Source organism: Geothrix limicola, from assembly GCF_030268085.1.
Lineage (GTDB): Bacteria > Acidobacteriota > Holophagae > Holophagales > Holophagaceae > Geothrix > Geothrix limicola.
Window position 1 is genome coordinate 548,274 of record NZ_BSDE01000001.1, and the last position, 26,230, is coordinate 574,503.

The window sequence follows — 26,230 nt, forward strand, 5'->3', positions numbered from 1 at the left end:
AAGCATGTCCGAATCAGGCTCCTACACCGGCGCACAGCTCATCTGGGAAAGCCTGCTCCGCGAAGGCGTGGACACGGTCTTCGGCTACCCCGGCGGCGCCATCCTGCCGGCCTACGACGCCATGGTGAGCTACCCCATCCGCCACGTGCTCGTGCGCCACGAGCAGAGCGCCTGTCACATGGCGGACGGCTACGCCCGTGCCAGCGGCCGCGTGGGCGTGGTGGTGGCGACCTCCGGCCCCGGCGCCACGAACCTCGTCACGGGCCTGGCCACGGCCATGCTGGATTCCACGCCGCTCGTCGCCATCACGGGGCAGGTGGGCTCGGCCCTGCTGGGCACGGACGCCTTCCAGGAAGTCGATATCACGGGCATCACCATCCCCGTCACCAAGCACAACTACCTGGTGACGCGGGCCGAAGACATCGTCCCCGCCATCCGCGAGGCTTTCGCCGTGGCTCGCAGCGGCCGTCCCGGCCCGGTGCTGGTGGATATCACGAAGGATGCCCAGCAGTCCCGCGCGGCGCTGGATTGGGAGGCGGCCACCCCCCAGCGGCATCGCCGCCACCTGCCGGCGCCGCTGGATCCGGAGGCGCTGGCCCAGGCCCTCGACCTCATCCGCCAGGCCAAGCGCCCCATCATCCTCGCGGGTCACGGCATCCAGCTGTCGGGCGCCCGTGCCGAAGTGCTCGCCCTCGCCGAACGTGCCGACATCCCCTTCGCGCTCACGCTGCTGGGCCTGGGCGCCGTGCCCGCCACGCATCCCCTCAGCCTCGGCATGATGGGCATGCACGGCGAATCCTGGGTGAACCGCGCCATCCAGGAGGCGGACCTGCTGATCGCCCTCGGCATGCGCTTCGATGACCGCGTCACGGGCAAGCTCAAGGAATACGCGCCCCACGCGAAGAAAATCCACATCGATATCGACGCCAGCGAGCTGAACAAGAACGTGCCCGTGGACGTGGCCATCGCCGCCGATCTGGGCGACGTGCTGCGGACCCTGCTGCCCCAGCTACCCGTGGCGGACCGCTCCGGCTGGCTGGAGACCATTCGCGAATGGCGCGGCGATTCCGCCGTGCGCGACATCAAGAACCTGCCGGACGACGGTCACCTCTACGCGGCGCATGTCATGCATGACCTGTGGCGCCTCACGAAGGGCGAGGCCGTGGTGGTGACGGACGTGGGCCAGCACCAGATGTGGGAGGCCCAATACTACAAGCACGACGGCGAACGCAGCCTCATCACCAGCGGCGGCGCGGGCACCATGGGCTTTGCGCTGCCCGCGGCCATCGGCGCCAAGGTGGCCCGGCCCGATGCGGAAGTCTGGGTGGTGGCGGGGGACGGCGGCTTCCAGATGACCTTCGCCGAACTGATGACCGCCGTGCAGGAGGGCGTGAAGGTCAACATCGCCGTCATCAACAACGGCTACCTCGGCATGGTCCGCCAGTGGCAGGCCATGTTCTACGAGGGGCGCTACGCCGCCACGCCCATCCTCTCGCCGGATTTCGTGAAGCTGGCGGAGGCCTTCGGTGTCCAGGGCCAGCGGGTGGAATGCCGCGGTGACCTGGCCGCGGCCGTCGCCAAGGCCCGCGCTTTCGAAGGGGCCGCCCTCATCGAGTTCAAGGTCGAGCAGGAGGATAGCGTCTATCCCATGGTGCCGGCGGGCGCGGCGCTCCACGAAATGATCCGGCGGCCCAGCGCTTTGGCCGAAACCGGTTCCGATCCCGTTTGAAAGGAGGTTCCATGACACACGCTCCCGGGCAACAAGTTCCAGGGCCCCACGTCCTCGTCGTCTACACCGATGACGAACCAGGCGTCCTCACCCGCGTGGCCTCGCTGATCCGGCGCCGCGGCTTCAACATCCACTCGCTGACCGTCGGCCCCACCGAGCGGGCGGGCCTCTCCCGCATGACCATCGTGGTGGATTCGGACGCGCAGCGCGTGCGCCAGGCGGTCGAGCACCTGCGCAAGCTCGTGAATGTGCTCGAGGTCGAGCAGCTCGCGGACAAGCCCATGGTGGTCCGCGACCTGGTGCTGCTGCGCGTGGCCACGGCGTCCGCGGTGCGCTCCGAAGTGCTGCAGCTGGCCCAGGTGTTCCGGGCCGCGGTGGTCGATATCGCCGAAGACAGCGTCGTCATCGAGTGCACGGGCAGCCTCGCCAAGATCGATGCGCTGGTGGATTCCATGCGCCCCTTCGGGATTCTCGAAATGGGCCGCACGGGCGCCGTGGCCATGGCCCGCGGTACCCGCACCCTCACGAAAGCGCGCCCGGCCCTGCCGCTGCGCACGGGCACCAGTCCCGAAGCCATGTCCGTCTAGATCGTTCACCCTTCCACCTTTCACCCCACAGGAGCCACCATGGCCACCATCCACTACGAAGCCGATCTCGGTCTCATCCGCGCCCGCAAGGTCGCCATCCTGGGCTACGGTTCCCAGGGCCACGCCCATGCCCTCAACCTCCGCGACAGCGGCGTCCACGTGCGCGTGGGCCTGCACGCCGGATCTGCCTCCAAGGCCAAGGCCGAGGCCCAGGGTTTGACGGTCACCAGCCCCGCCGAAGCGGCGGCCTGGGCCGACGTCATCATGGTGCTGACGCCCGACACCGGCCAGGCGGCCCTCTACCAGGAAGCCATCGCGCCCCATCTGACCCCTGGCAAGACGCTGATGTTCGCCCACGGCTTCAACATCCGATACGGCTGCATCGAACCCCCCGCGGGCGTGGACGTGAGCCTGGTGGCGCCCAAGAGCCCCGGCCACCGCGTGCGCGAGGTGTTCGTGGAAGGCGGCGGCACGCCGGCGCTTGTGGCCGTCCACCAGGACGCCAGCGGCCAGGCCCTGGCCTTGGCGCTCTCCTATGCCGCAGCCCTAGGCCTCACTCGGGCAGGCGTCCTGGAGACAACCTTTTCGGAGGAAACTGAAACCGATCTCTTCGGAGAGAAGGCCGTGCTTTGCGGTGGTGCCAGCGCGCTGGTGAAGGCCGGCTTCGAAACGCTGGTCGAAGCGGGCTACCAGCCCGAGATCGCCTACTTCGAGTGCCTGCACGAGCTGAAGCTCATCGTGGACCTGATGTACCGCGGCGGCCTCAGCTTCATGCGCTACAGCGTGAGCGACACGGCCGAGTACGGCGACTACACCGGCGGCCCCCGCCTGGTGACCGAGCAGACCAAGGCCGAGATGAAGGAGATCCTCAAGGAGATCCAGGACGGCCGTTATGCCACGGCCTGGATCGAGGAGAACCGCACGGGCCGCCAGTGGTTCGAGGCCCAGCGCGCGGCCGATCACGATCACCCCATCGAGCAGGTGGGTCGGAAACTTCGCGGCATGATGCCCTTCCTGGATCCCGTCGAGGCTCCGGCTCCCGCTGTGAAGGCGTGAGAAATTCCCGTGACGGGGTTCGACCTTCTTGACTCCAGGTCAAAAGGTTGAACCCCGTCACAGCTTTTTAAGCCCAGAATGGGTCTTGTGCGGAGCAAGTCCCGCGCCCCGGAGCCCCAGAATGGCCGAGTCCTTCTTCAAGACCGCCACCGCGCCGACCCTGCAGGGCTGGCAGGCGCCGGGCTCGCTCGATTTCCAGGCCGCCTTCCTGCGGGCCGGTGGCTGGGCACTGCCCCGCACCGATGCCTTCCCCGACGCGGCCAAGCTGCGCGCCCGGCTGGAGGAGCTCAAGGCCTCCATGCGCGAAGGCGCCAAGATCGGCCTCGATCTGCGCGGCCTGAGGGACAGCGCGGATGCGGTCATGGCCGCGGCCCGCGAGGCGGGCGTCGCCTTCCTGCTGCACACGGCCGAACTGCCGCCCTCGCTGGCCATGCTGCGCCACGCCAACATGCCGCGCCTCGTCGCGGTGCAGAATCCCGAGGAAGCCGCCCAGGCCAAGGCCGGCGGCGCCTCCGCCCTGCTGGCCAAGGCCGGGCTCGTGGCGGCGCTCCGTTCCATCGGCCTGCCCGTGATGGCCGTGGCCGATACGGAAGCCGAGGCCAGGCAGGCCATGGCCGACGGCGCCATCGGGCTTCAGCCCCGCACGCCCTCGCTGCTCGACGCCTCGCCCCTGGCGGCCTTCCGCACGCGCCTCATGGCGGGCCTGGATTCCATGGCGCAATCGCTCGTGCGCCAGGGAGCCTGCACGCTGCCGCGCCTGCGCATCCGCAACCTCGATCTGGCCTATCCCATCCAGCAGGGCGGCATGGGCGTCGGCATCTCCTGGGAGGGCCTCGCGGGCGCTGTGGCGCACGAAGGCTGCGTGGGTCTGGTGTCGGCCATCGGCACGGGCTATCACGGCTCTGCCAGCCCCAAGATGCGCCTGGGACGCCCCGACGGCACCGATTCGCTGAACCCGCCCAAGGCGCTGGAGTGGATCATCCGCGCGGCGCGTGAACGCTCCGCGGGCCGCGGCGCCGTGGGCGTGAACATCCTCTGTGCCATCGAAGGCTATGAATCCGCCGTGCGCGCCTCCATCGCAGGCGGCGCGCAGATGATCGTTTCGGGCGCGGGTCTGCCCTTGGCGCTGCCAGGCTACGTGGGTGATGCGGACGTGGCGCTCGTGCCCATCGTGTCCTCAGGTCGCGCGCTCCAGGTCATCTGCAAGCAGTGGCAGCGGAAGTACAACCGCCTGCCGGATGCCGTGGTGCTCGAAGGCCCCGAAAGCGGCGGTCACCAGGGCTTCAGCCACGAGGGCTGCGCCGATCCGGCCCACACCCTCGAGAACATCCTGCCCGAGGTCATCGCGGAGCGGGACAAGTGGGGCGACTTCCCCGTGCTGGTGGCGGGCGGCGTCTGGGACCACGCGGACATCCAGAAATTCCTGGCCCTTGGCGCATCGGGCGTGCAAATGGGCACGCGCTTCATCGGCACCTTCGAGTGCGACGCCTCACCCTTCTTCAAGGAAGTCATCCTGCGGGCCAAGGCGGAGGACATCGAGCTGATGAAGTCCCCCGTGGGCCTGCCCGCGCGCGGCGTGCGCACGAGCCTGCAGCGGCGCATCGAGGCCGGCACGGCGCCCCAGGTGCGCTGCGTGAGCAACTGCCTGTCGCCCTGCGGCCACGGCAAGGGCGCCATGGCCGTGGGCTACTGCATCGCCGACCGTCTGGCCGATGCCATGAAGGGCGACCAGGAGAACGGTCTCTTCTTCACCGGCAGCAACGGCGCCAAGCTCCGCGAACTGGTGAGCGTACGCGACCTCATCGAGGAACTGACCCAGGATCCTGGGCTTCAGCGGGTCTACGCCTAGACTTCCACGCCTAGACTCCGCATCCAGCCTCAGAACGATTGCAGGGGCACCGGCCTTGGCCTACTCATGGATCCATGTGTATAAAGGCCTCTGGGGAGGAATATCCGCGATGCCTGTTGGATTTTTGTTGATATTAAACAAGGCCTGTTTATTTTAGATCAAGCCTGTTGCGACAACGAGAATTCAATCCGATTCCGGAGGATGGCCATGACCACCGAATCCGCCAGCGTCCAACTGGACGCCCGACACCGGCTCTACACCGTCGCCTCCTGGGGCGTCGTGTTCATCGTGCTGCTGGGCTTCGCGAAGACCTACTACCTGAAGCTGGCCTTCGGCACGCCTGCGCTCCCACCTCTGCTTCATCTCCACGGCCTGGTGATGACCCTCTGGTTCGCGCTCTTCCTGGTGCAGACCCGGCTGGTGGCGGCCCGGCGCGTGGACCTGCACAAGAAGCTGGGTCTGCTCGGCGCTTTCCTGGCCGCATCGGTGCTCGTCGTGGGCACGGTCACGGCCATCACGGCGGCCCGCCTGGGCCATACGCCCGGGCCCCCGGCGCTGATTTTCCTCGTGGTGCCGCTGGGCGATATGGTCGTCTTCGGCACCCTCGTGGGCACGGGCTTGGCGATGCGTCGGAACCGCGAGGCGCACCGCCGCCTCCTGCTGCTCTCCTGCGTGGGCATCCTCGCCGCGGCCATCGCGCGCATTCCCTTGGACGTCGTCGCCAAGGCCGGCCCCGTGGCCTATTTCGGTCTGACGGATCTCGCGGTCATCGGATGCGCGCTCTACGACCGGTCCCGCCACGGGCGCTTCCATCCGGCCTTCCTGTGGGGTGGCGGCTTCGTCATCCTCTCGCACTGGCTGCGCCTCGCCCTGGCGGGAACGGGGCTCTGGATGCAGATCGCGACCTGGCTGACGCGGTAGTCCGCGGTTTCAGTTTCTGCTCAACACGCTCAACTCGCGTTGGGGTGCCGTTCCAGCATCTGCCTTAGCGTCGGGTTCCGCTTCACGATGTCCTGTCGGCGGAGGTGGGCGATGAGCGGGGGCGGGGCGGCGCTCCAGCGCGCGATGTTCTGGACGAGCAGGGTGGACGTGTAGGTGCGGCGGCAGAGGATGGCGGTGGCGTGGCTGTCGATGGTGAGGCCCACGAGGCTCGCCAGGCAGCGCCCTTCGGTGGTGAGGATGAGTTCGGCCCGCTCCTCGCCGGCCCGCTGATTGAAGGTGGTGCGCAGCAGGTCCCGGGCCATGGCGCGCACCTGCTCGGGCACGTCGTGGGAGATGGCGACGAGGTACTGGTCGAGCAGCCGCTTGGGCGCCCAGAGGCGGCGGAAGAGGCCGGCCGGCAGCAGGGGATTCTGCAGCAGGGCGCGCCGCACGCCGGGATCGTTGGTGAAGCCCAGGCGGGCGCCCACCGCCTCCAGCCCCGCGGTCGTGCGGTGGTGGGTGGCGATGAGGCGCGCGTGCAATGTGCCCGTGCGCGGGTTCTCCAGCAGCGCGCGGATCACTTCGGCGGTGGGATCGAAGCACCAGGCGCTCAGGTCCGGCTCGACGGCCACCTGGGCCTGGGCCACGCGCTGGTCCAGCGGCCGGGCGTGGAGGTGCTGCTCGAAGAGCTGGCGGTACGAGGCGGCCTTGGCCATGGCGGCGGGAGAATCCTCCTCGATCGGTTCCTCCGGGCCGGCTTCGGGCGCGGTCGCCTGGACGGCAACCACGACCGGCGCGGGAACGGGGGACGGCGGGGACGGAGGCACCGGGCCCTTCTCCGGAGCCACGGCCCCGAGGTGGACGAGCTGCTCCAGCATGCCGGCAACTTGGCCCTCGCCCAGGTTCATGAGCGTGGCGAGGGTGGGCACGTCCAATGTGCCGTCGAGCCGCGACAACAGGTAGCCCTGCAGGGGATCGAGGGGCAGGTGGGGGTCGGCCTCGGCCCGGGGAGTGGGTTTCCACGTCATGGAACGAGCGTAGATCCGAAAGGGGAAAGAGGCATCTGGAGAATCAATGGGACTCCAGGCCTCATTCCTCGACGACGGCCTTGAGCCAGGCCTTGCTGCGCAGGCGCTCCACGCTGGTCTCGGGAAACAGATCCAAGGGGCTCTTGCCCTCCAGACCGAGGCGGGGCACGGCGGCGGCGGCAAACCCCAGGCGGGCGCCTTCCTGGAGGCGGAGCGGGAGCTGAGCCACGGGGCGCACTTCGCCGGTGAGGCCCACTTCGCCCATGAAGAGGCATTTCTCGGCGAGCAGGCGGCCGCCGGCGCTGCTGCAGAGGGCGGCGATGACGGCGAGATCGGCGGCGGGATCCTCGATCTCCAGGCCGCCCGCCACGTTCACATAGACGTCGCGGTCGTGCAGCTGCACGCCACCCCGGCGCTCGGCCACGGCGCAGAGCATGGACAACCGCTGTCCATCGATGCCGAGGGCCGTGCGGCGGGGGATGCCCAGGCCCGCGGCGGCCACCAGGGCCTGGATCTCCACCACCATGGGCCGCGTGCCGCTGAGCACGACGGTGGCGGCGCAGCCCGGCCGCGGCTCGGCGTCGAGGAAGAAGGGATTGCCTTCGGCGGGCACGAGACCCTTTTCGGTCATGGCGAAGACGCCCAGCTCGAAGGCGGCGCCGAAGCGGTTCTTTAGGGCCCGCAGCAGGCGGTGGTGGTGGTGACGGTCGCCCTCGAAGGCCAGCACCGTGTCCACGAGGTGCTCCAGCACCTTGGGGCCCGCGAGGCTGCCGTCCTTGGTGACGTGGCCCACCAGCACCAGGGGCGTGCCCGTGGTCTTGGCCCAGCGGGTGAGCATGGCGGCGCATCCGCGCACCTGGCTCACGCTGCCCGCGCTGCTTTCGAAATCGGGATCGAAGAGGGTCTGGATGCTGTCCACCAGCAGCAGACCCGGCTTCATGCGCTCGGCCGCTTCGAGGATGCGCCGCACGTCCGTTTCGGCCAGCAGGTGGATGCCCGGGTTCTCGGCGCCCAGGCGCTGGGCCCGCAGCTTGATCTGGCGTTCGCTTTCCTCGCCACTGGCATAGAGCACCGTGCCGTCGGTGGTGGCGGCCCACTGCAGCAGCAGGGTCGATTTGCCGATGCCCGGCTCGCCGCCCAGCAGAGCCACCATGCCCGGCACGACGCCGCCCCCCAGCACGCGATCGAGTTCACGCAGGCCCGTGGGCACGCGCTGAGTGTCCGTGATCTCCACGTCCGGCAGGGCCACGGGGCCCGTGTAGTGGCTTTGGGCGTAGGCTGACCCGGCGCGCTGCAGGTCGCGCTTCAGCGAGCCGCGCACCTCCTGGACGGTGTCCCAGGCGCCGCAGGCCGTGCATTTTCCGAGGGCCTTGGGGTGGCGCGCACCGCAGGCCGTGCATTCGAAGAGCGGGCTCGTCTTCGCCATCAGTCGCGGACTTCCTTCCGAATGAAGGCGACGATGTCATCGGTGTTGGTGCCGGGCTGGAAGATTTCGCGGATGCCCTGGGCCTTGAGCGGGGCGATGTCCTCGTCGGGGATGATGCCGCCGGCGAAGACCAGCACGTCGTCCGCGCCCTGCTCCTTCAACAGGCGGAGCACCTCGGGGAAGATCTGGTTGTGGGCGCCACTGAGGATGCTCATGCCCAGCACCCGGGCATCTTCCTGCACGACGGCGGCCGCGATCTGCTGGGGCGTCTGCCGCAGGCCGGTGTAGATGACTTCCATGCCGGCGTCGCGCAGGGCGCGGGCCACGACCTTGGCGCCGCGGTCATGCCCATCCAGGCCGGGCTTGGCGATGACGACGCGTATGGGCGCTTGGCTCATGGGAGACTCCGGTTACCAGTTCTCAGTCTGCCTGAGCGCTTCGTAAAGGCCAATGGCCGCCGCCTGGGCCTGGTTCAGGCTGCGGTGGTGGTCGCCCAGCATGGGGATGCGCACGAGGTGGTCGGGATAGGCCTTGAGGATCTCCTCGGGCAGGCCCGCGGTCTCGCGGCCGAAGACCAGGCCGTCGCCGAAGGCCCAGGACACCTGCGTGTGGCGGCGGGCGCCCTTGGTGGTGAAGAACCAGAGCCGCTTGGCCGGATTGCGGGCCAGGAAATCATTCCAGTCCGTGTAGTGGGTGGGATCCAGCTTTTCCCAGTAGTCCAGGCCGGCCCGGCGCAGGTAGTAGTCCGAGGTCTCGAAGCCCAGCGGATGGATGAGGTGCAGTTTGGCGCCGTTGTTCACGCAGAGGCGTCCGATGCTTCCGGTGTTCTGCGGAATCTCGGGCTGGTGCAAGATGATGTGGAACATCGGAGGTCCTGATGAGCGCCCCTGCGAGCGAGTGCCTGTTTTGCAAGATTGCGCGGAAGGAGATTCCGGCGGCCGTCGTGTATGAAGACGATACTCTGCTCGCCTTCAAAGACATCTTCCCCCAAGCGCCCGTGCATCTGCTCATCATTCCGAAGGTCCACTGCGAGGGCCTGGCGGACATGACGCCCGAGGCCGCCGCCGCCGCGGGGCGGATCCTTCAGGTGTCCGCCCGATTGGCCGCGGATCACGGGATCCAGGACAGCGGCTGGCGCCTGCTCAGCAACTGCGGCGCCGACGCCGGCCAGTCGGTCTTCCACCTGCATTTCCACCTTCTGGGCGGAAAGACGCTGGGCGGAAAGCTCTGCCAGTAATCCGTGCATCTGATTTGAGTCTCGGATCTGGGCCGGGTGGGCTTCGACTCAGCTTGAACCACAAGATCTGTGAATAACCCGGTTGCCTCGGCAACTGGGCGGCGCGCCTTTCAGCCTCCGGCGAAGAAATCGACAAATCTGGAATGAACGATCCGGCGATCCGATAAGCCGGCAGCGGTCCGTTCAGGTCGCCTGCCCAGAATCTCGGATGTTCCAAATCGATGCGTGGCCCTATGAGGGAAACAGCATGGAAGCCAATCCACCCATCCACATCCTGCTGGTTGAGGACTCGGAGGGTGATGCGCTCCTGTTGGAGCGGCATCTGCGGGCTCAGGGCCTGCTGTTCGATCTCAGGAGGGTGGATACGCTCGCGGCCCTCCAGGAGGCCCTGAGCGGCTCCGCCTGGGACATCCTGCTGACGGATTTCAACCTCCCGGGCCTGGACGGGCTGGAGGTGCTGCAGGTGGTGGGCGAGCGGGCGCCGTACCTTCCCTGCATCCTCGTCTCCGGCGAGCTGGGCGAAGAAGCGGCCGTGGAATCCCTGCGCCGGGGCGCCAAGGATTTCATCAGCAAATCGAGGCTGGCGAGGCTTGTCCCGGCCATTCAGCGCGAGGTACATGAGCAACGGATCCGGGCGGCGGCCGAAAGCACGCGGGCGGAACTCCTGACCCTGGAAGACCGGCTCAGGGCCATCACTTCGGCGACCGTGGATGGCATCGTGGTGATGGATGGAGAGGGACGGATTTCCTTCTGGAACCAGGCCGCCGAACGTCTGTTCGGCTATACCGAATCCGAAGCCATGGGTCGGGACCTCCACGCCCTGATCGCGCCGTCCCGCCTCCAATCCACCAGCGGTTCGGGGGTGGCGAGGCTCAACGAAATCGGGCCGTGCTCGGCCGCCGGAAGGGTGATCCAGCTGGATGCGCGCCGGAAGGACGGCACCGAATTCCCCGTCGAAGTCACGCTTGCGGCCCTTCGCCAGGGCGACACCTGGCATTCCGTGGGCGTGGTGCGGGACATCACGGAACGCAAGGACCAGGAGAGCAAGCAGTTCGAGACGCTGCAATTCCTCCGCACCCTCATCGAGACGATCCCCAGCCCCCTCTACTACGAGGACATGGGCGGCCGGATTCTCGGCTGCAACCGGGCTTTCCAGGCCTTCCTGGGACTGCCGGCCGAGGCCGTGATCGGTCATCTGACGGCGGATCTCCTCGCCGGTGCGGAAGAGGACCAGGCCCATGAAACGGAACCCGGGTTCCTGCGCATTCCCGATGCCTACGACACCTCCTTCCACATGCCGCTCGCCGGTGGCCGGACCCGGCACGCCCTGTTCAAGAAGGCCCCCTTCTGGGATGCGGAAGGAAGGCCCGAGGGCTACGTGGCGACCCTCCTCGACATCACCCGGCTCAAGGAGACCGAGGAGGCGCTGCGGCAGAACGAATGGTTGTTCTCCGCCATCCACCGCCACGTCGTCGATCTCATCGCCATCATCGATCCGCAGGGGCGGAGGATCTACACGAGCCCCTCGTACCAGTTCGTCCTGGGCTACTCCGACGAGGAGATGGAGAGGTTGTCCTCGCTGGACCTGCTGCATCCCGCCGACCTGGACCGGGTCTCCCAGGCCCTGAGGGGGATCATGGAAGGGCAGGCCGCCCAGGGCCTGGAGTACCGCCTCAGGCACAAGGATGGCCGCTGGCTGTACTTCGAAAGCAAGGCCGCCATCATCCCCGATCCGGGAACGGGCAACGTGCGGGCCCTGGTGGTCGCGCGGGATATCACCGAGCGGAAGGAGGCCGAACAGAGCCGTTCGGCCATGGAGGTCCAGCTGCGTCAGGCCCAGAAGCTGGAGGCCATCGGCCAACTGGCGGCGGGCATCGCCCACGAGATCAACACGCCGACCCAGTTCATCGGCGACAACACCAGCTTCCTCCGCGATGCCTGGAAGGACGCCTTCGCGCTCATGGAGCGGCTGACGGGTCACCTCGGCGCCATCGCCGCCGCTTTCGGGCCCGGGGCGGAGGAAGCCCGGGCTGCCTTGGCGGACGTGGAGCAGACCGACCTCAGGTACCTCCAGGAGGAGATTCCCAAGGCCATCCAGCAAAGCCTCGACGGCGTGAGCCGCATCTCGAAGATCGTCAAGGCCATGAAAGATTTCTCGCACCCGGGCGGCGAGGCCAAGACCCTCACGGACCTCCACCAGGCCATCGAAAGCACCATCACCGTCTCCAGGAACGAATGGAAGTACGCCGCGAACCTGGTGACGGATTTCGATCCCGACCTGCCGCGGGTCCCCTGTTTCCCCGGTGAGTTCAACCAGGTGATCCTCAACCTGATCGTCAACGCGGCCCATGCCATCGAATCCGCCCTGGGAGGGGCCGGTTCCGGTGTCCTCGGTCAAATCACGATCAAGACCCGGAGGCAAGGCGACGAAGTGGAAGTCATGGTTTCCGATAACGGCACAGGCATCCCCGAGTCCGTTCAGGCGCGCATGTTCGAGCCCTTCTACACCACCAAGCCCGTGGGCAAAGGAACGGGCCAGGGTCTGGCCATCGCCCATGCGGTCATCGTCGAAAAACACCAGGGACGCATCGAGGTTCGGTCCGAGGTGGGTCGGGGCACCACGTTCATCCTGCACCTTCCCCTGAAGGCGGCCGCAGCCGGCGGAGGGGCCGAATGACGGTGCACCTGATTCCAGAAGCCCTCCCCGGCCAGGACCGGGCGGTCCTCATGGCGCTGACTGACAGCCTCGATGCCTGTTCGGCGGCCGTGGACCAGTCGGGCCGGATCGTGGCTGTGACCGAGGCCTGGCAAGCCTACAGCGGAAAGAATCCGATCCTCGCCGGGCAGACCCTCGGGTCTCCGTTCGGCGACCTGTGTCGGAGCCTCACGAAATCTCCGGACGGCAACATCTCCATCGTGGCGCTGGGGCTGGTGGGCGTGCTCGACGGGCGTATCCCGAGGTTGTCTTTCGATTTCCCCTTCCTCGAGGAGGACGGATCCCACGATTTCGGCTGCACGGCCGTCTTCCGCTCCCTGGACGAAAGCGTCCGCGCCGTGATCCACCTCCGTGACATCACCCACCGGGCGGCCATGGAGCGCCGGATGCGGCGGTCGGAGCGGCTCTTCAAGGCCACCACCGACAACGCCATGGATTTCATCTGCCTGCTCGATCCCCGGGGCCAGGTGGTCTACCACAACCCGGCCTTCCAACGGTTCCTCGGGCGGACGGATCAGTGGATCTCGGAACAGAAGCTGGTGGATCTCGTGCATGAGGCGGACCGCGCGGGGTTCGCGAATGCCCTGTCCCAGGGGGCCAGGGCCGGTCTCACCCATACCTTTGAATACCGGATTCCCGATGCCCACGGCGCCTGGGCCGATCTGGAAGGGCAGGTGTCGGCGGTGGAGGATCCGGGCGGACCGGGGGATTCGGTGCTGCTGATCTCCCGGGACATCTCCCTGCGCAGGCAGATGGAACGGGATCGCGAGCAGGCCGAAATCCAGCTGCGCCACTCGCAGAAGCTGGAGGCCATCGGGCAGCTGGCGGCGGGCATCGCCCACGAGATCAACACGCCCACCCAGTACATCGGCGACAACACCACCTTCCTTCGGGATGTCTTCGGACAGTCATTGGCCCTGATCCGTACGCTTGAGGGGCACCTGGAGCGGATCCGCGAAGCGGGCGGGCCCTCCGCCGAAGAGGCGCGGACGGCCCTGGAAGCCCTGGCGGTCGGGGATGTGGACTACCTGGAAGAGGAGATTCCCAAGGCCATCCAGCAGACCCTCGAAGGGGTGGCCCGCGTCTCCAAGATCGTCGGCGCCATGAAGGACTTCTCCCATCCCGGCGGCGAATCCGCGTCCTCCATCGATCTGCAGCGCAGCATCGAAAGCACCATCACGGTCTCCCGCGGAGAATGGAAAACCGTCGCCCAGCTGGAGACGGACTTTGCACCCGACCTTCCCCTGGTGCCCTGCTACCCGGACGAGATCAACCAGGTCATTCTCAACCTGGTGGTGAACGCGGCGCACGCCATCGCGGCGCGCCAGGAAAGCCGCGGGGCTTCTGGGCCGGGCCTGATCCGGGTGGGAACACGCCACCTCCAGGACGAGGTGGAGATCTGGGTTTCCGACGACGGTACGGGGATCCCCGAAGAGATCCGCGACCGGATTTTCGATCCCTTTTTCACGACCAAATCCATCGGCAAGGGATCGGGGCAGGGGCTCTCCATCGTTCATGCCGTCGTCACGGAAAAGCATAAGGGCCGTATCGAAGTCGAATCCACGCAGGGGAAGGGCACCACCTTCCGCATCTTCCTTCCCCTGAGCCCTGCCAAACACTGAGGGTGCCATGGCCAAGCAGCAGATCCTTTTCGTGGATGACGAGCCGATGCTGCTCCAGGGACTGCAGCGCCTGCTCCGCCCCTTCCGGATGGAATGGGACATGGCCTTCGTGGAAAGCGGACAGGCGGCCCTGGAGCGGCTGGCTGAGCATCCCTTCGACGTCATCGTGACGGACATGCGGATGCCCGGGATGAACGGGGCCGAACTCCTGAACGAGGTCATGCGGCGCTACCCCGCCATGGTGCGCATCGTGCTGTCCGGCCACGCGGACAAGGAGCTGGTCACCCAGTGCGTGGGCACAGCGCACCAGTACATCTCCAAGCCCTGCGATCCGGATCAGCTGAAGGCCATGATCCGCAACGCCTGCGCCCTGTCGGGCCGCCTCGTGGACGAGGAGGTCCGGAAGGTGATCGGCGCCATCGACCGCCTCCCCACCATTCCCGAAGTCTACCTGGAGCTGAAGGAGGCCCTGAGCCAGGAGGACGTGGATTCGAGCGAACTCGGCGCCATCATCCAGAAGGACATTGGGATGACGGCCAAGATCCTCAAGCTGGTGAATTCCTCGTTCTTCGGCCTGCGCCGCGTCATCTCGACGCCGCAGGACGCGGTGACCTACCTCGGGCTCGACACGGTCCGGACCCTGGTCCTCACCAACAGCATCTTCGAACAATCCAAGCCGCTGCTGACGAAATGCCTCAGCATCTCGGACCTGTGGCAGCACAGCCTGAGCGTGGCCAGCGGGGCGAAAGCGGTGGCAGACTGCGAAAAACTCGGGCGATCCGGGGTGGAATCGGCCTTCGTCGGTGGCATCCTGCACGATGTGGGCATGCTCATCCTCGCCTCCAATTTCGCCGAGACCTACGACAAGGCCGCGGACCTCGTGGTGACGGAGAAGGTGATCATCTCCACTGCCGAGCAGGAGTTCTTCGGCGTGACCCACGCCGAAGTCGGAGCCTACCTCCTAGGCCTGTGGGGCCTGCCGGCCGAGATCCTGAACATCGTGAGCCTGCACCACCGGGTGCACCTGCAGGATGAAGGGCACATGACGCCTCTGATCGCGGTGCATGCGGCGGACATCTTCTCGGGTGTCCTGACGAACCATCCGCTGTTCGAAAGCGGGCGGTTGAATCAGGTGGCGATCGAACGGGCAGGTGTGCAGGATCGGGTCAGAAGTTGGGAGGCCCTGGTCAAGGAAGCTGTCGCTGGAACGGGAGGTGCGTGATGTCTGCAAAGGTCCTCTTGGTGGACGATGAGGAGAACATCCTCCAGGGCTACCACCGGGTGCTGAGGAGCGCCTTCGAGCTCGACACGGCCCTCGGGGGCGTGGAGGCCCTCCGGTGCATGGATGCGCGCGGCCCCTACGCGGTCATGGTCGTGGACATGCGCATGCCGGGAATGAGCGGCCTGGACCTGCTGGAGGAGGCGCGTGTCCGGTTTCCGGATACGACGCGGATCATGCTCACGGGGAATTCGGATCAGAAGACGGCCATGGATGCGGTGAACCATGGGCAGGTGTTCCGTTTCCTCACCAAGCCCTGTCCTGCGGAGGACCTTGAACTGGCGATCCGCGCGGGGCTGCGCCAGTACCAGCTCGTGAGGGCGGAAAAGGAGCTGCTCGAACAGACGCTCACCGGTGCCATCACCGTGCTCTCCGAACTCCTGGCGGGCGTGGATCCGGTGATGTTCAGCCGGAGCCAGGTGGTGCGGGAGCGCGCGGCGCGGCTGGCGCGGGACCTGGGCTGCGAGGAGGTCTGGGCCGTCGAGATCGCCGCCCTGCTGGCGCCCATCGGCCGGGTGGCCCTGCCTGCCTGGGCGCTGAAGGAGGGCAGTTTCCGCACGGGTTCGGGGGATCTGCTCGCTGCCTTCCCGGAAGTGGGTGCGCGGCTGCTCCAGCCCATTCCCCGCCTGGAAGGCGCGGCCCGGATCATCCGCTACCTGGCGAAGGGCTTTGACGGGTCCGGGCTTCCTGAGGATGACCTCCGGGGTGAGGCACTGCCCCTGGGCTCCCGGATCCTCAAGGTGGTGTGGGATTTCACCGAGCTTGAACAGGCCCGCCAAAGCGCGACGGTGGCTCTGGAGGAGATGCGCCTCCGACCGAAGGCCTACGACCCCCGGGTGCTGGAAGCCTTCGGCACCCTGCTGGCGATCCGCCCCAAACCCCCGGCGGCGCGAGATCTCCGACTCCGAGATCTGCGCGCGGGCATGACCCTCGCCTCGGACCTTTGCGCCGAGGGCGGCGGGCTGGTGCTGCCCGCGGAACTCCGGCTCGGGGCGGGCCACCTGGAACTCCTGTCCAGCCTCGCCCGGCTGGTGGCGCTGCAGGAGCCGGTATCCGTCCGCCTTCCCGACGGAGCTTCCCATGAAGCCTAAGGTCCTCCTTGTGGACGACGAGGAGAACATCCTGCAAGCCTACACGCGGGTGCTGCGCGGGAAATTCGACCTCGACACGGCCCTCGGCGGCGAAGCGGCTCTGGAGCGCATGCAGGACCGCGGGCCCTATGCCGTGGTCGTCTCCGACATGCGGATGCCCGGCATGGATGGCGTGGCCTTCCTGGCCTGGGCCATGGCCCAGCACCCCGACACCGTGCGCATCATGCTCACGGGCAATGCGGACCAGGGCACGGCCATGGAGGCCGTGAACAAGGGCGCGATCTTCCGTTTCCTCACCAAGCCCTGCGATTCGGAGCTGCTGGGGCAGACGCTGGACCTCGCCGTGCGCCAGCACGAGCTCATCACGGCGGAGAAAACGCTGCTGGAGGACACCCTCAAGGGCGCCATCAAGATGCTGGTGGAGCTGCTCTCCTGCCTCGATCCCATCTCCTTCGGACGGGCCCAGGCCATGGCGGCCCAGGCCGAAGCGATCGCCAGAGAAATGGGCATGAAGAACCCCTGGGTGCTCGGCATCGCCTCGATCCTCTCCCAGATCGGCATCCTCACCGTGCCCGAAGGCGTGGCCACCAAGATCCAGACCGGCACCTTCCTGAACAGCAACGAGCGGGACCTCGCCAACCGCATCCCCGAGATCGGAGCCGACCTCATCAAGAACATCCCACGGCTGGAAGAGGTGGCCGACGCGGTGCTCTACATGAACAAGAACTTCAACGGCACCGGCTATCCGCCCGATGCCAGGAAGGGAGAGGATATTCCCCTCGGCGGCCGCATCCTGCGGGCCGTGTGGGACTACGAACGGCTCCTGCCGAAATTCGGGAATCCCATCTCGGCGGTCCGCGATATGGAGAGCCGAACCACCTGGTACGACCTGGAGGTGCTGCGCGCCTTCGGACGCTGCCTGGAGCGGCAGGGGGCCGAAGCGCCGCCGCCTCCCACGCGGGAGATCAGCCTGCACGAGCTGCGAATCGGCCAGGTGCTGGTCACTGGCATCGAAACCATGGACGGCCTGCTGGTGGTGCCCCAGGGCACCACCATCGGGCTGGTCCACCTGCAGAAACTTCGCAATTTCGCCCGGCTCTCGGGGCTTCGGGAGCCGCTGGTCGTCACAGGGGGCTAGACCGCCTCACTGATTCTTGACGGGCTCCTGGAGCAGCCGGTCCACGGCCGCGGTCAGATCCTCGTGGCGGATGGGCTTGTGGAGGATGACGTCCACGCCCAGCTTCTGCATGCGCCCAGCCATGACCTCATCGTGAAGGGCCGTGAGGATCAGGACCTTGATCCTGGAGAGCACGGGATTCTCGAAGCAGGCCCTGACGAGGCTTGGCCCCTGATAGGCGGGCATGGAGTGGTCCAGGATCATCAGCTCCGGCCGCCATTCGATCAGGGCATCCAGGGTGGTTTGAAGCGAGTCGGGTTCGACCAGGAGCACTTCGTGCCCCGCCTTCCTTAGGGCCGCCTCCAGGAAGGTGCGGATGAGTTTGCTGTCATCCACCACTGCAATTCGCGCCACGAGCCCTCGCTGAAAACCCTTATTGGACCCGCTCCGAAGCCCTGCGTCGAGGGCTTCCGTGGAAAATTCCGTCTCCATGAACCGGGGGGCCGGCGTCAATCCTCCCTGATCGCCCAGCGATTCACTTCCGCCGCCAGGGGATCTGGACCGGTTTCCCGGCTGGCCGGAGGCCTCCCAAGGCCGGCAGGAGGGGTGCATTTTCGTTTTTATTTCCACTTGTTGACTTTCCAGGCGTTTATAGACTTTGAAGTGGTTCTCAGTGGAGAAAAGTGGGCTGAAGTGGATCAAAGTGGTCCCCGGTTGGTTCGATCTTCCCTTCTGAGGTGTTGGTTGAAAGGCGTCACCGGTGCTGCGACTTCGCGGAAACTCACCGGCCACAGTGGATGAGAAGGGCCGCCTCAAGCTGCCCTCTTCTTTCAAGGCCGAGCTGGAGGCCTTCGCTCAGGGCGAAGGGGGCGAAGGCCTGCGCGGAGGGACCACCCCCCTTCGGCACTACCTCACCTCGCTGGATGGCCGTTCCGCCCGCCTCTACCCCCTGCCGGTCTGGGAGGCCATCGAGGCCCGCCTGGCGGCCCTGCCTTCCACCAGCCCCGCCAAGCGCAAGTTCCTGGAGACCACCGCCTACTTCGGCAGCGAGGTCGAACCCGATGCCCAGGGCCGCTTCGTCATCCCCCCCATCCTCCGTGAGGCCGCCCAGCTCATGGGCGAAGTGGCCGTGCTGGGGCAGATGGATCACCTGGCCCTGTGGAACAAGGCCGGCTTCGAGCGCCGCCTCGCGGCCGAACCTCTCAGTGCCGAGGATCTGGCACAGCTCGCGGACCTGGGGATCTGATGATGACGATCCCCGTTCACGTTCCCGTGCTGCTCCAGGAAGTGCTCGACAACCTGCTGCTGCCCCCTGCGGCCCGCATCCTCGACCTCACCCTGGGGCTGGGCGGGCACGCCGAGGCCCTGCTGGCCCGCGCCGACGCCGATTCCCGGTACCTGGGCGTGGACCGCGATCCCGAAGCCCGGGCCCTGGCCGCGAAGCGGCTGGGTTCCGATGACCGCCTCAGCATCTTGGCCTGCGCCTACGAGGATCTCTGGGAAGATCCCCAGTTCCTGGCCTGGAAGGCCGCCCAGGCGCCCGAAGGCTTCGACGCCATCCTGGCGGATCTCGGCGTGTCCACCCTGCAGTTGCGGACCCCCGAGCGCGGCTTCAGCTTCCGCGACGAGGGCCCGCTGGACATGCGCATGGATCCGGACCACGGCCTCTCCGCCCGCGACTGGATCGCCGAACAGACCGACGAAAGCCTGGCCGATGCGATCTACCAGTACGGCGAGGAGCGCGCCAGCCGGCCCATCGCCCGCGCCATCCTGCGGGCGCTGCAGGAAGGCCGATTGGAGACCACCCACGATCTGGCCAAGGCCGTCTACACCGTCATCCCCCGCGAACCCGCCAAGCGCAAGGGTCACAGCGATCCGGCCACCCGGACCTTCCAGGCCATCCGCATCGCCGTGAACGGGGAACTGGACCGGCTCTCCGCCTCCCTCGAAGCCGCCGTGTCCCACCTTCGTCCCGGCGGGCGCCTCGCGGTGATCAGCTTCCACAGCCTGGAGGACCGCATCGTCAAGCAGACCCTGCGCCGCCTCGCGGGCATCTACGACGGGCCGGGCCGCACCGCGCCGGTCCAGCTCCCCAAGATCCTCAAGCTCATCCATGCCGGTGGCATCGCGCCCAGCGAGGCCGAAGCCGCCGCCAATCCCCCCTCCCGTTCCGCCCGCCTGCGCGTGGCGGAGCGGATCTCCTGATCGAGGTTCCCATGACCGCTGGAATCCTGCCGAACTCCGCGACCTCCGCCCGCACGGTGGAAAGCGAAGGCATCCTGCGCATGCTGCTTCTGGTGCTGGCCCTGGCCATGCCCCTGGGCACCCTCGCCTACCTGAAGATCCAGAGCACCCGCATGAGCTACGCCATGGGCGACATCAAGGAGCGCATCCACAAGGAAGAGGAACTCCAGCGCAAGCTCATGCTGGAGCGCAGCCGTTACCAGCGGGACGAGGAAGTTCAGGTCTACGCCCAGAAGGCGGGTCTGCAGCCCCGCAAGCAGGGGCACATGATCCAGCGCGCCTTCACGCCAGAGGACCAGCGCATCGCCAAGCTGCGTCCCGTGTCTTCTGAGGGGCTGTAGGCTAGAGGGGGGCCGCGTTGGCCCCCGCTCTCCCCGGTCATACCTGTGTCCCTCCGCTTCGCCACTGAACCCACCGCGTCCCGGCGCCTGCTCGGCCGGCAGGATCCCCAGGACCTGCTGGACCGCCGCATGCCCTGGATCATGGGGGGCATGGCTCTGTGGGCCCTGCTCATCCTGCTGAGGCTGCTCTGGCTGCAGGGTGTGGAGCACAAGCGCTACCAGGCCAAGGCCGACCAGCAGCACACGACCATCGTGCCCGTGCCGCCCATCCGCGGCGAGCTGCGGGATCGTCGGGGCGAGCCCCTGGCCATCTCCATCAAGGTGGAAAGCCTCTTCGTCGATCCCCGCGTGTTCTATCCGGACTACAAGCCCGGACGCGGCGACGAGCGCCAGTGGGGCAACCCCGACCGCAAGGCCGCCTCCGACATGGCCGCCAAGCTCGCGCCCATCCTCGAACAGACCAGGGCCCAGGTGCTCGAAAAGCTGCTGCGGAAGAAGACCTTCGTCTACCTGGAACGCCACCTGCCGCCCATGAAGGTGGCGGCCATCCGAGCCCTGGACCTGGAAGGCATCGAGTTCCAGCCTGAAAGCCAGCGCTTCTACCCACGGGGCAGCCTGGCCGCCCAGATCCTCGGCTTCACGAACATCGACGGCATCGGCCAGCTGGGCATCGAACAGACCTACGACAAGCAGCTCTCCGGCCTCAAGGGCGAGCTCATCGCCCCCCGGGACGCCCACGGCAAGCTGCTCATCCTCCAGGAGAACTACAGCCAGGTGCCCGTGAACGGCGCCTCCCTGCAGCTCAGCCTCGACGCGTCCATCCAGCACATCGTGGAAGATGCGCTGGAAGAGGGCATGCGCATCTCGCGCCCCAAGACGGCCTACGCGGTGGTGGTGGATCCCCAGACCGGCGAGATCCTCGCCATCGCCGGCACGCCCACCTTCGATCCAAACCACATCCTCCCCAAGAAGTTCCGGAACCGCACCGAGTCCGAGCTCACCGCGGGGGAGCGCGATGAACTGCACCGCGAGCTGGAGCGGCAGAAGGCCGCCCGCAAGGTGCATCCCATCGAGGATGTCTACGAGCCCGGCTCCACCATGAAGATCTTCACGGCCTCCATTGCTCTGGAGGAACGCAAGGTGCATCTGGGCGAACGGATCGACTGCATGGGCGGGCGCTGGCTCTACAGCCCCAAGGTGCCGGCCATTACGGACACCCACCACCATGGCGTGCTGACCTTCGAAGAAATCCTTTGGCAGAGTTCCAACGTCGGCGCCGCCAAGATGGGCGTCCGCCTCGATCCCGCGGTGCACTACCAGTACCTGCGCAAGTTCGGCTTCGGGGATCCCACGGGCCTGAACTTCCCCGGCGAAAGCCCCGGCCGCATGATCGCGCCGGACCGCTGGAGCGTGCCCACCCAGTACACCTTCTCCTACGGCTACGGCCTGAACACGACACCCCTGCAGATCCTCATGGCGGGCTGCGCCCTGGCGAACGGCGGCAAGCTCATGCAGCCGATCCTCGTGCAGCGCATCTACAACGACAAGGGCCTCCTGCTGAAGGAATTCAAGCCCACCGTGCGCGGCCAGGTGCTCAGTGAAGAGACCGCGAACCTGATGAAGGAGACGCTGAAGGGCGTGCTCACGCAAGGCACGGGCAAGCGGGCCAAGCTCGACAACGGCGTGGAGGCCTTCGGCAAGACCGGCACCAGCCGCAAGCTCATCGACGGCAAGTACGATCCGCGACGCCACTTCGCGTCGTTCATGGGCTTCTTTCCCGCGGACAAGCCCCAGTACGGTGTGCTGGTCATGCTGGACGATCCCGCGGGCGACACGACCGGCGGCGACGTGGCCGCGCCCCTCTTCAAGCGCATCGGCGACGGCATCCTGCGCTTCCGGGAGACCTCGCCGGATCCCGACCGCGAAGCCGACCTGAAGCTCTCCCTGAGGGATTGGCCCGTGAGCGAGACCGACGAGGCCGCCGTGCACGTGGAGCGGGGCAAGGTGCCCGATCTCAAGGGGCTCAGCCTGAAGGCGGCCATCCACCGAGTGGTGCTGGTGGGCGGCAATCCCAAGATCGAAGCGGCTCCCGGTGAAACCGCGACGCGCGTCATCGGGCAGAGTCCGGAGGCAGGTGCGCCGCTGGAATCGGGCACCGTGGTGAAGATCAAGGCGGGTAACCCATGAACCTCGACACGCTCATCGATGGCCTCGCGCAGCGGAGATCCGGACCGGACGGGGAGGTGCTGGATCTCACCTGCGACAGCCGCGAGGTGCGCCCGGGTTGGGCCTTCATCGCCCTGAAGGGCGAGAAGACCGATGGCGCCGCCTTCGTGCCTCAGGCCCTCGCGCAGGGGGCCTGCGCAGTGATTTCCGAATCGCCGCTGGAACTGCCCGCAGGCATCGCCGCGTGCACCTTCCTGGCCGATCCGCGGCTGCGCATGGCGGAGATGGCGCGGCGGATGCACGGCACGCCGGACGAGCGGCTGGCCCTCCTCGGGGTGACCGGAACCAACGGCAAGACCACCACCACCACGCTCATTCGCCAGCTGCTCCGCGGCGCGGGGATCGGCTGCGGCCTCGTGGGCACGGTGCTCAATGCGGCTGGGGATCAGGAAGAAGAGGCCATCCGAACGACGCCCGAAAGCCCCACCTTCTACCGGTGGTTGCGGCGCAGCGTCGAAGCCGGCGACGCGGCTTCGGCGGTGGAGGTGAGCAGCCATGCCCTCTGCCTGGGGCGGGTGCACGCGGCCCTTTTCAAAGTGGGCGTGTTCACGAACCTCACCCAGGATCATCTCGACTACCACATCACCCTCGAGGCCTATTTCGAGGCGAAGGCTCTGCTGCGGAACCAGTGCGGCCGATTCCTCGTGAACGCCGACGATCCCTTCGGTCGCCGCCTCCTCGAAGGCGGCAGGTGCTGGAGCTACGCCATCGACCGCGAAGCCGACTACCGGATGACGGATCTGGTGCTGGGCCCCACGGGCACGCGGTTCCACCTGCATGCGCTTCAGGGCGAGTTCGAGGTGGAGAGTCCCTTGCTGGGCCGCTTCAACGCCTACAACCTGCTGGCGGCCCTGGCGGCCTGCGCGGAGGCCGGCTTCGACCTGAACCGCCTGATCCCCGCTGTGCCGCGTGTGACCGGCGCCCCCGGCCGCCTCGAGCGCGTGGACTGCGGCCAGCCCTTCGGCGTGATGGTGGACTACGCCCACACGCCCGACGCCCTGGAAAAGCTCCTGACCGAAGGCCGCCGACTGCTGCCGCCGGGCGGCCGCCTGCATGTGCTCTTCGGCTGTGGCGGCGACCGGGACCGCGCCAAGCGGCCCCTCATGGCCGCGGCCGTGGCGGCGGGCGCGGACGTGCTCTGGCACACCAGCGACAACCCCCGCACCGAGGATCCCGAACGCATCCTCGATGACGCCGCCCCGGGCATTCCCGAGGCCCTCCGCGCCGACGGAACCCGCTACCATCGCAACGCCGATCGACGGGCCGCCGTGGCCCAGGCCCTCGCGGATTGCCGCCCCGGCGACCTGCTGCTGCTGGCCGGCAAGGGCCACGAGCCCTACCAGGAAATCCATGGCGTGAAGCATCCCTACAGTGACCGGAACGCCGTGGAAGCCGTGCTGGGAGCCTCGCGATGACGCGCTTCCTGCAGATCCGCGGAGCGGACGATTCGGCCATCTCCGAAGCGGCGACGATCCTCGCGGCCGGAGGCCTGGTGGCCTTTCCCACGGAGACCGTGTACGGCCTGGGGGCCGATGGCTTGAACCCCGAAGCCGTGGCGAAGATCTATGCGGCCAAGGGGAGGCCCGCGACGAATCCCGTGATCCTCCACGTGGACAACGTCGCTTCCGCCAAGGCCCTGGTTTCCCACTGGCCCGAGGCGGCCCAGCGCCTCGCGGACCGCTTCTGGCCCGGCCCTCTGACGTTGGTGCTACCCGCTTCGGAGACCGTGCCCTCCATCGTCCGCGCGGGCGGGCCCTCGGTGGCGCTGCGCTGCCCGGCCCATCGCGTGGCCCTCGCCCTGATCCGCGCCGTCGGCCGGCCCCTGGCCGCGCCCAGCGCGAATCGCAGCCAGCACCTCTCCCCCACCCGCGCCGAGCATGTGGCCTCGAGCCTGGGTGAGGCGGTGGACCTGATTCTCGACGGGGGCGCCACGGAGGCGGGGCTGGAATCCACGATTCTCGATCTGAGCGGAGCGCGTCCGCGGATCCTGCGCCCCGGCCCCATCACGCCGGCGGACCTCGCCGCCATCGTCGGATCGGTGGATCTTTGGGAAGGCGCCGTCAGGGCCGGGGAGCGCCAGGCCGCGCCGGGCATGGCCGAGCGGCACTACGCGCCCCGCGCGAGGCTGGACCTGGTGACGCCGGGAAGCGCGGTTGCCGTGCCTTCGGAACGCGTGGCCTACGTGGCCCTGGGCAGGCTGCCCGCGCTGCCGGACCAGGTGCGGGGCGTGCTGCTGCCTCTCGACGCCGAGATTGTCGGGGCGCGCCTTTACGCCCTGCTGCACGAACTGGACGATGCGGGCTTCGAGCGCGTGATGATGGAGCGGCCCCCGGAAGGCGAAGCCTGGATGGCGGTGCGGGACCGGCTGCGCCGGGCTTCTGCGAAGGAGATGGGATGAGCCTCTGGTCGCTGTTCCAGGTGGCCTCCCAGCTGGGCGGGGAGATCCTCGGCGAAGGCGCGGTCATTCCGACCTCGCTGTCGATGGACACGCGCACGATCCAGCCCGGAGCCTGCTTCGTGGCGCTGCGGGCCGAACGGGATGGCCACGCGTTCGCGGCCCAGGCGGTCGAAAAGGGGGCCGCGGCGCTGCTGGTGGATCACCCGCTCGACATCGATTGTCCACAACTGGTTGTGCCCGATACCCTCGTGGCCCTCCAGCGCTGGGGCCAGAGGCGCCTGGAGGCGGTGCGGCCGAAGCTGGTTTTCGGCGTGACGGGCAGCGTGGGGAAGACGAGCACGAAGGAACTGCTGGCCGCGGCCGTGGGCGGTTGGAAGACACCGGGGAACCGCAACAACACCCTGGGCCTGCCCGAAGCGCTGGCCACCCTGCCTGAAGGGCTGGGCTCCGCGGTGCTCGAAATGGGCATGAGCACGCCGGGGGAGATCCGGCGACTCACGGAACTCGCGCCGCCGGACGCGGGCCTGATCACGCTGGTGGGCACGGCCCACATCGAGAATTTCGCGAAGGGACCGCAGGGCGTCGCCGAGGCCAAGGGCGAGCTCGTGGCGGGCCTGAACCGCGGCGGACTCTGGACGCATCTGGCCTCAGATGCCTGGTGCCGCTGGATCGCGGCCCAGCCCTGGGCCCAGCACGCGGAAGCGCTCCCCGTGGGCGAAGGCGAGGCCTTCGGCTGGGAGGGGATCGAATCCCTCGGCGCGGCCGGGGGCGCTTTCCGGCTGCGCACGCCTGCGGGTTCCGTGCCCATCCGTCTTCAGCTCCCGGGCGAACATCAGATCCGCAATGCGGCGCTGGCGGCGGCCCTGGCCATCCGCCTGGGCTTCGATCCCGAGCGTGTGGCCGCGGGCCTCGGCACGGTGAGCCCCGAGCCAGGCCGCGGCCGCCTTCACGATCTGCCCGGCGGTGGCTGCCTGCTGGACGAGACCTACAACGCCAGCAGCGATTCCATCCTGGCCTGCGCCCAGGCCCTGCTACACCTGCCCGGCGGCGAATCGGTGGCCGTGCTGGGCTCCATGCGCGAACTGGGGCCGGAGGCTCCGCGCATCCACCGGGACACGGGCGCTGCCCTGAAGGCGCTCGGGATCTCCCGACTCTGGGCCTATGGTGATTTTGCGACGGACTATGCCGAGGGCTTCGGCCAGCGGGCCCAGACCTTCCCGGATTTCGAGGGCCTGCGCGATGATGCCGCGGGACTCTCCGCAATTCCGGCCGGAGCCCGTATCCTGGTGAAGGGCAGCCGGTACTGGCGCGCGGAGCGCGTGGTGGACTGGCTTCTCGCCCGCTGACCTTCAGAATCTGGATG

Annotated in this window: 23 protein-coding genes; 18 read left to right on the plus strand and 5 right to left on the minus strand. The window is 67.8% G+C overall.

Annotated elements, in window-relative coordinates:
* Positions 1–4: 4 nt before the first annotated feature.
* The 5 genes from ilvB to QSJ34_RS02320 all read left to right on the plus strand — a co-directional run bounded on the left by ilvB (position 5) and on the right by QSJ34_RS02320 (position 6,142).
* Positions 5–1,729 carry a biosynthetic-type acetolactate synthase large subunit gene (ilvB, locus tag QSJ34_RS02300; RefSeq protein ID WP_285569742.1) on the plus strand — a complete coding sequence of 575 codons (1,725 nt, stop codon included), beginning with the start codon at positions 5–7 and terminating at the stop codon, positions 1,727–1,729.
* Positions 1,730–1,740: 11 nt separating this feature from the next.
* The gene (ilvN, locus tag QSJ34_RS02305) at positions 1,741–2,316 is read left to right on the plus strand and encodes an acetolactate synthase small subunit (RefSeq protein ID WP_285569745.1); all 576 of its coding nucleotides are present in this window, start codon (positions 1,741–1,743) and stop codon (positions 2,314–2,316) included.
* 39 nt (positions 2,317–2,355) lie between these two features.
* Complete coding sequence (gene ilvC / locus QSJ34_RS02310) at positions 2,356–3,372, plus strand: ketol-acid reductoisomerase (RefSeq protein WP_285569748.1); 1,017 nt, start codon at positions 2,356–2,358, stop codon at positions 3,370–3,372.
* A 121-nt stretch (positions 3,373–3,493) separates the two neighbouring features.
* Positions 3,494–5,221, plus strand: a complete 1,728-nt coding sequence (locus QSJ34_RS02315) for an NAD(P)H-dependent flavin oxidoreductase (protein WP_285569751.1) — start codon at positions 3,494–3,496, stop codon at positions 5,219–5,221.
* Positions 5,222–5,428: 207 nt separating this feature from the next.
* Positions 5,429–6,142 (plus strand): hypothetical protein, encoded by a 714-nt coding sequence (locus tag QSJ34_RS02320; RefSeq protein WP_285569753.1) that lies wholly within the window; start codon positions 5,429–5,431, stop codon positions 6,140–6,142.
* 29 nt (positions 6,143–6,171) lie between these two features.
* Here QSJ34_RS02320 and QSJ34_RS02325 read toward each other — a convergent pair whose 3' ends face one another.
* The 4 genes from QSJ34_RS02325 to QSJ34_RS02340 form a co-directional block, all read right to left on the minus strand.
* Complete coding sequence (locus QSJ34_RS02325) at positions 6,172–7,170, minus strand: hypothetical protein (protein WP_285569755.1); 999 nt, start codon at positions 7,168–7,170, stop codon at positions 6,172–6,174.
* A 61-nt stretch (positions 7,171–7,231) separates the two neighbouring features.
* On the minus strand, positions 7,232–8,596 hold the full coding sequence (gene radA, locus QSJ34_RS02330; RefSeq protein ID WP_285569758.1) for a DNA repair protein RadA: 1,365 nt from the start codon (positions 8,594–8,596) through the stop codon (positions 7,232–7,234).
* Positions 8,596–8,994 carry a cobalamin B12-binding domain-containing protein gene (locus QSJ34_RS02335; protein ID WP_285569762.1) on the minus strand — a complete coding sequence of 133 codons (399 nt, stop codon included), beginning with the start codon at positions 8,992–8,994 and terminating at the stop codon, positions 8,596–8,598. Before QSJ34_RS02335 ends, radA begins: the two co-directional genes overlap by 1 nt.
* 12 nt (positions 8,995–9,006) lie before the next feature.
* Entirely contained in the window at positions 9,007–9,462 is a 456-nt protein-coding gene (locus QSJ34_RS02340) for a tRNA (cytidine(34)-2'-O)-methyltransferase (protein WP_285569764.1), read from the minus strand.
* A gap of 11 nt (positions 9,463–9,473) precedes the next feature.
* Between QSJ34_RS02340 and QSJ34_RS02345 the strand changes: the two genes are divergently transcribed.
* The 6 genes from QSJ34_RS02345 (at position 9,474) to QSJ34_RS02370 (ending at position 17,679) form a co-directional block, all read left to right on the plus strand.
* On the plus strand, positions 9,474–9,833 hold the full coding sequence (locus QSJ34_RS02345; protein WP_285569767.1) for a histidine triad nucleotide-binding protein: 360 nt from the start codon (positions 9,474–9,476) through the stop codon (positions 9,831–9,833).
* A gap of 247 nt (positions 9,834–10,080) precedes the next feature.
* Entirely contained in the window at positions 10,081–12,510 is a 2,430-nt protein-coding gene (locus tag QSJ34_RS02350) for a PAS domain S-box protein (protein WP_285569769.1), read from the plus strand.
* Positions 12,507–14,171: a PAS domain-containing sensor histidine kinase gene (locus tag QSJ34_RS02355; RefSeq protein WP_285569772.1), complete on the plus strand. Its 1,665-nt coding sequence runs from the start codon at positions 12,507–12,509 to the stop codon at positions 14,169–14,171. The genes QSJ34_RS02350 and QSJ34_RS02355 overlap by 4 nt, the downstream gene beginning before the upstream one ends.
* A 7-nt stretch (positions 14,172–14,178) precedes the next feature.
* On the plus strand, positions 14,179–15,393 hold the full coding sequence (locus tag QSJ34_RS02360; protein WP_285569775.1) for a response regulator: 1,215 nt from the start codon (positions 14,179–14,181) through the stop codon (positions 15,391–15,393).
* The gene (locus QSJ34_RS02365; protein WP_285569778.1) at positions 15,393–16,541 is read left to right on the plus strand and encodes an HD domain-containing phosphohydrolase; all 1,149 of its coding nucleotides are present in this window, start codon (positions 15,393–15,395) and stop codon (positions 16,539–16,541) included. Before QSJ34_RS02360 ends, QSJ34_RS02365 begins: the two co-directional genes overlap by 1 nt.
* Positions 16,531–17,679 (plus strand): HD domain-containing phosphohydrolase, encoded by a 1,149-nt coding sequence (locus tag QSJ34_RS02370; protein WP_285569780.1) that lies wholly within the window; start codon positions 16,531–16,533, stop codon positions 17,677–17,679. Before QSJ34_RS02365 ends, QSJ34_RS02370 begins: the two co-directional genes overlap by 11 nt.
* 6 nt (positions 17,680–17,685) lie before the next feature.
* On the opposite strand, the gene QSJ34_RS02375 is transcribed toward QSJ34_RS02370, so the two are convergent.
* On the minus strand, positions 17,686–18,072 hold the full coding sequence (locus QSJ34_RS02375) for a response regulator (protein WP_285569783.1): 387 nt from the start codon (positions 18,070–18,072) through the stop codon (positions 17,686–17,688).
* A 346-nt stretch (positions 18,073–18,418) separates the two neighbouring features.
* Between QSJ34_RS02375 and QSJ34_RS02380 the strand changes: the two genes are divergently transcribed.
* Genes QSJ34_RS02380 through QSJ34_RS02410 form a run of 7 tightly spaced genes read left to right on the plus strand, consistent with a single transcriptional unit; the run spans position 18,419 to position 26,213 of the window.
* Positions 18,419–18,904 (plus strand): division/cell wall cluster transcriptional repressor MraZ, encoded by a 486-nt coding sequence (locus QSJ34_RS02380; protein WP_285569788.1) that lies wholly within the window; start codon positions 18,419–18,421, stop codon positions 18,902–18,904.
* A 2-nt stretch (positions 18,905–18,906) separates the two neighbouring features.
* Positions 18,907–19,863 carry a 16S rRNA (cytosine(1402)-N(4))-methyltransferase RsmH gene (gene rsmH / locus QSJ34_RS02385; RefSeq protein WP_285569790.1) on the plus strand — a complete coding sequence of 319 codons (957 nt, stop codon included), beginning with the start codon at positions 18,907–18,909 and terminating at the stop codon, positions 19,861–19,863.
* 11 nt (positions 19,864–19,874) lie between these two features.
* Complete coding sequence (locus tag QSJ34_RS02390; RefSeq protein WP_285569793.1) at positions 19,875–20,243, plus strand: hypothetical protein; 369 nt, start codon at positions 19,875–19,877, stop codon at positions 20,241–20,243.
* A gap of 45 nt (positions 20,244–20,288) precedes the next feature.
* Positions 20,289–22,430, plus strand: coding sequence for a penicillin-binding transpeptidase domain-containing protein (locus QSJ34_RS02395; RefSeq protein ID WP_285569796.1), 2,142 nt, complete (start codon positions 20,289–20,291; stop codon positions 22,428–22,430).
* Positions 22,427–23,884 carry a UDP-N-acetylmuramoyl-L-alanyl-D-glutamate--2,6-diaminopimelate ligase gene (locus QSJ34_RS02400; RefSeq protein ID WP_285569800.1) on the plus strand — a complete coding sequence of 486 codons (1,458 nt, stop codon included), beginning with the start codon at positions 22,427–22,429 and terminating at the stop codon, positions 23,882–23,884. The genes QSJ34_RS02395 and QSJ34_RS02400 overlap by 4 nt, the downstream gene beginning before the upstream one ends.
* On the plus strand, positions 23,881–24,867 hold the full coding sequence (locus QSJ34_RS02405; protein WP_285569803.1) for an L-threonylcarbamoyladenylate synthase: 987 nt from the start codon (positions 23,881–23,883) through the stop codon (positions 24,865–24,867). Before QSJ34_RS02400 ends, QSJ34_RS02405 begins: the two co-directional genes overlap by 4 nt.
* Positions 24,864–26,213 (plus strand): UDP-N-acetylmuramoyl-tripeptide--D-alanyl-D-alanine ligase, encoded by a 1,350-nt coding sequence (locus QSJ34_RS02410; RefSeq protein WP_285569806.1) that lies wholly within the window; start codon positions 24,864–24,866, stop codon positions 26,211–26,213. The genes QSJ34_RS02405 and QSJ34_RS02410 overlap by 4 nt, the downstream gene beginning before the upstream one ends.
* Positions 26,214–26,230 lie beyond the last annotated feature (17 nt).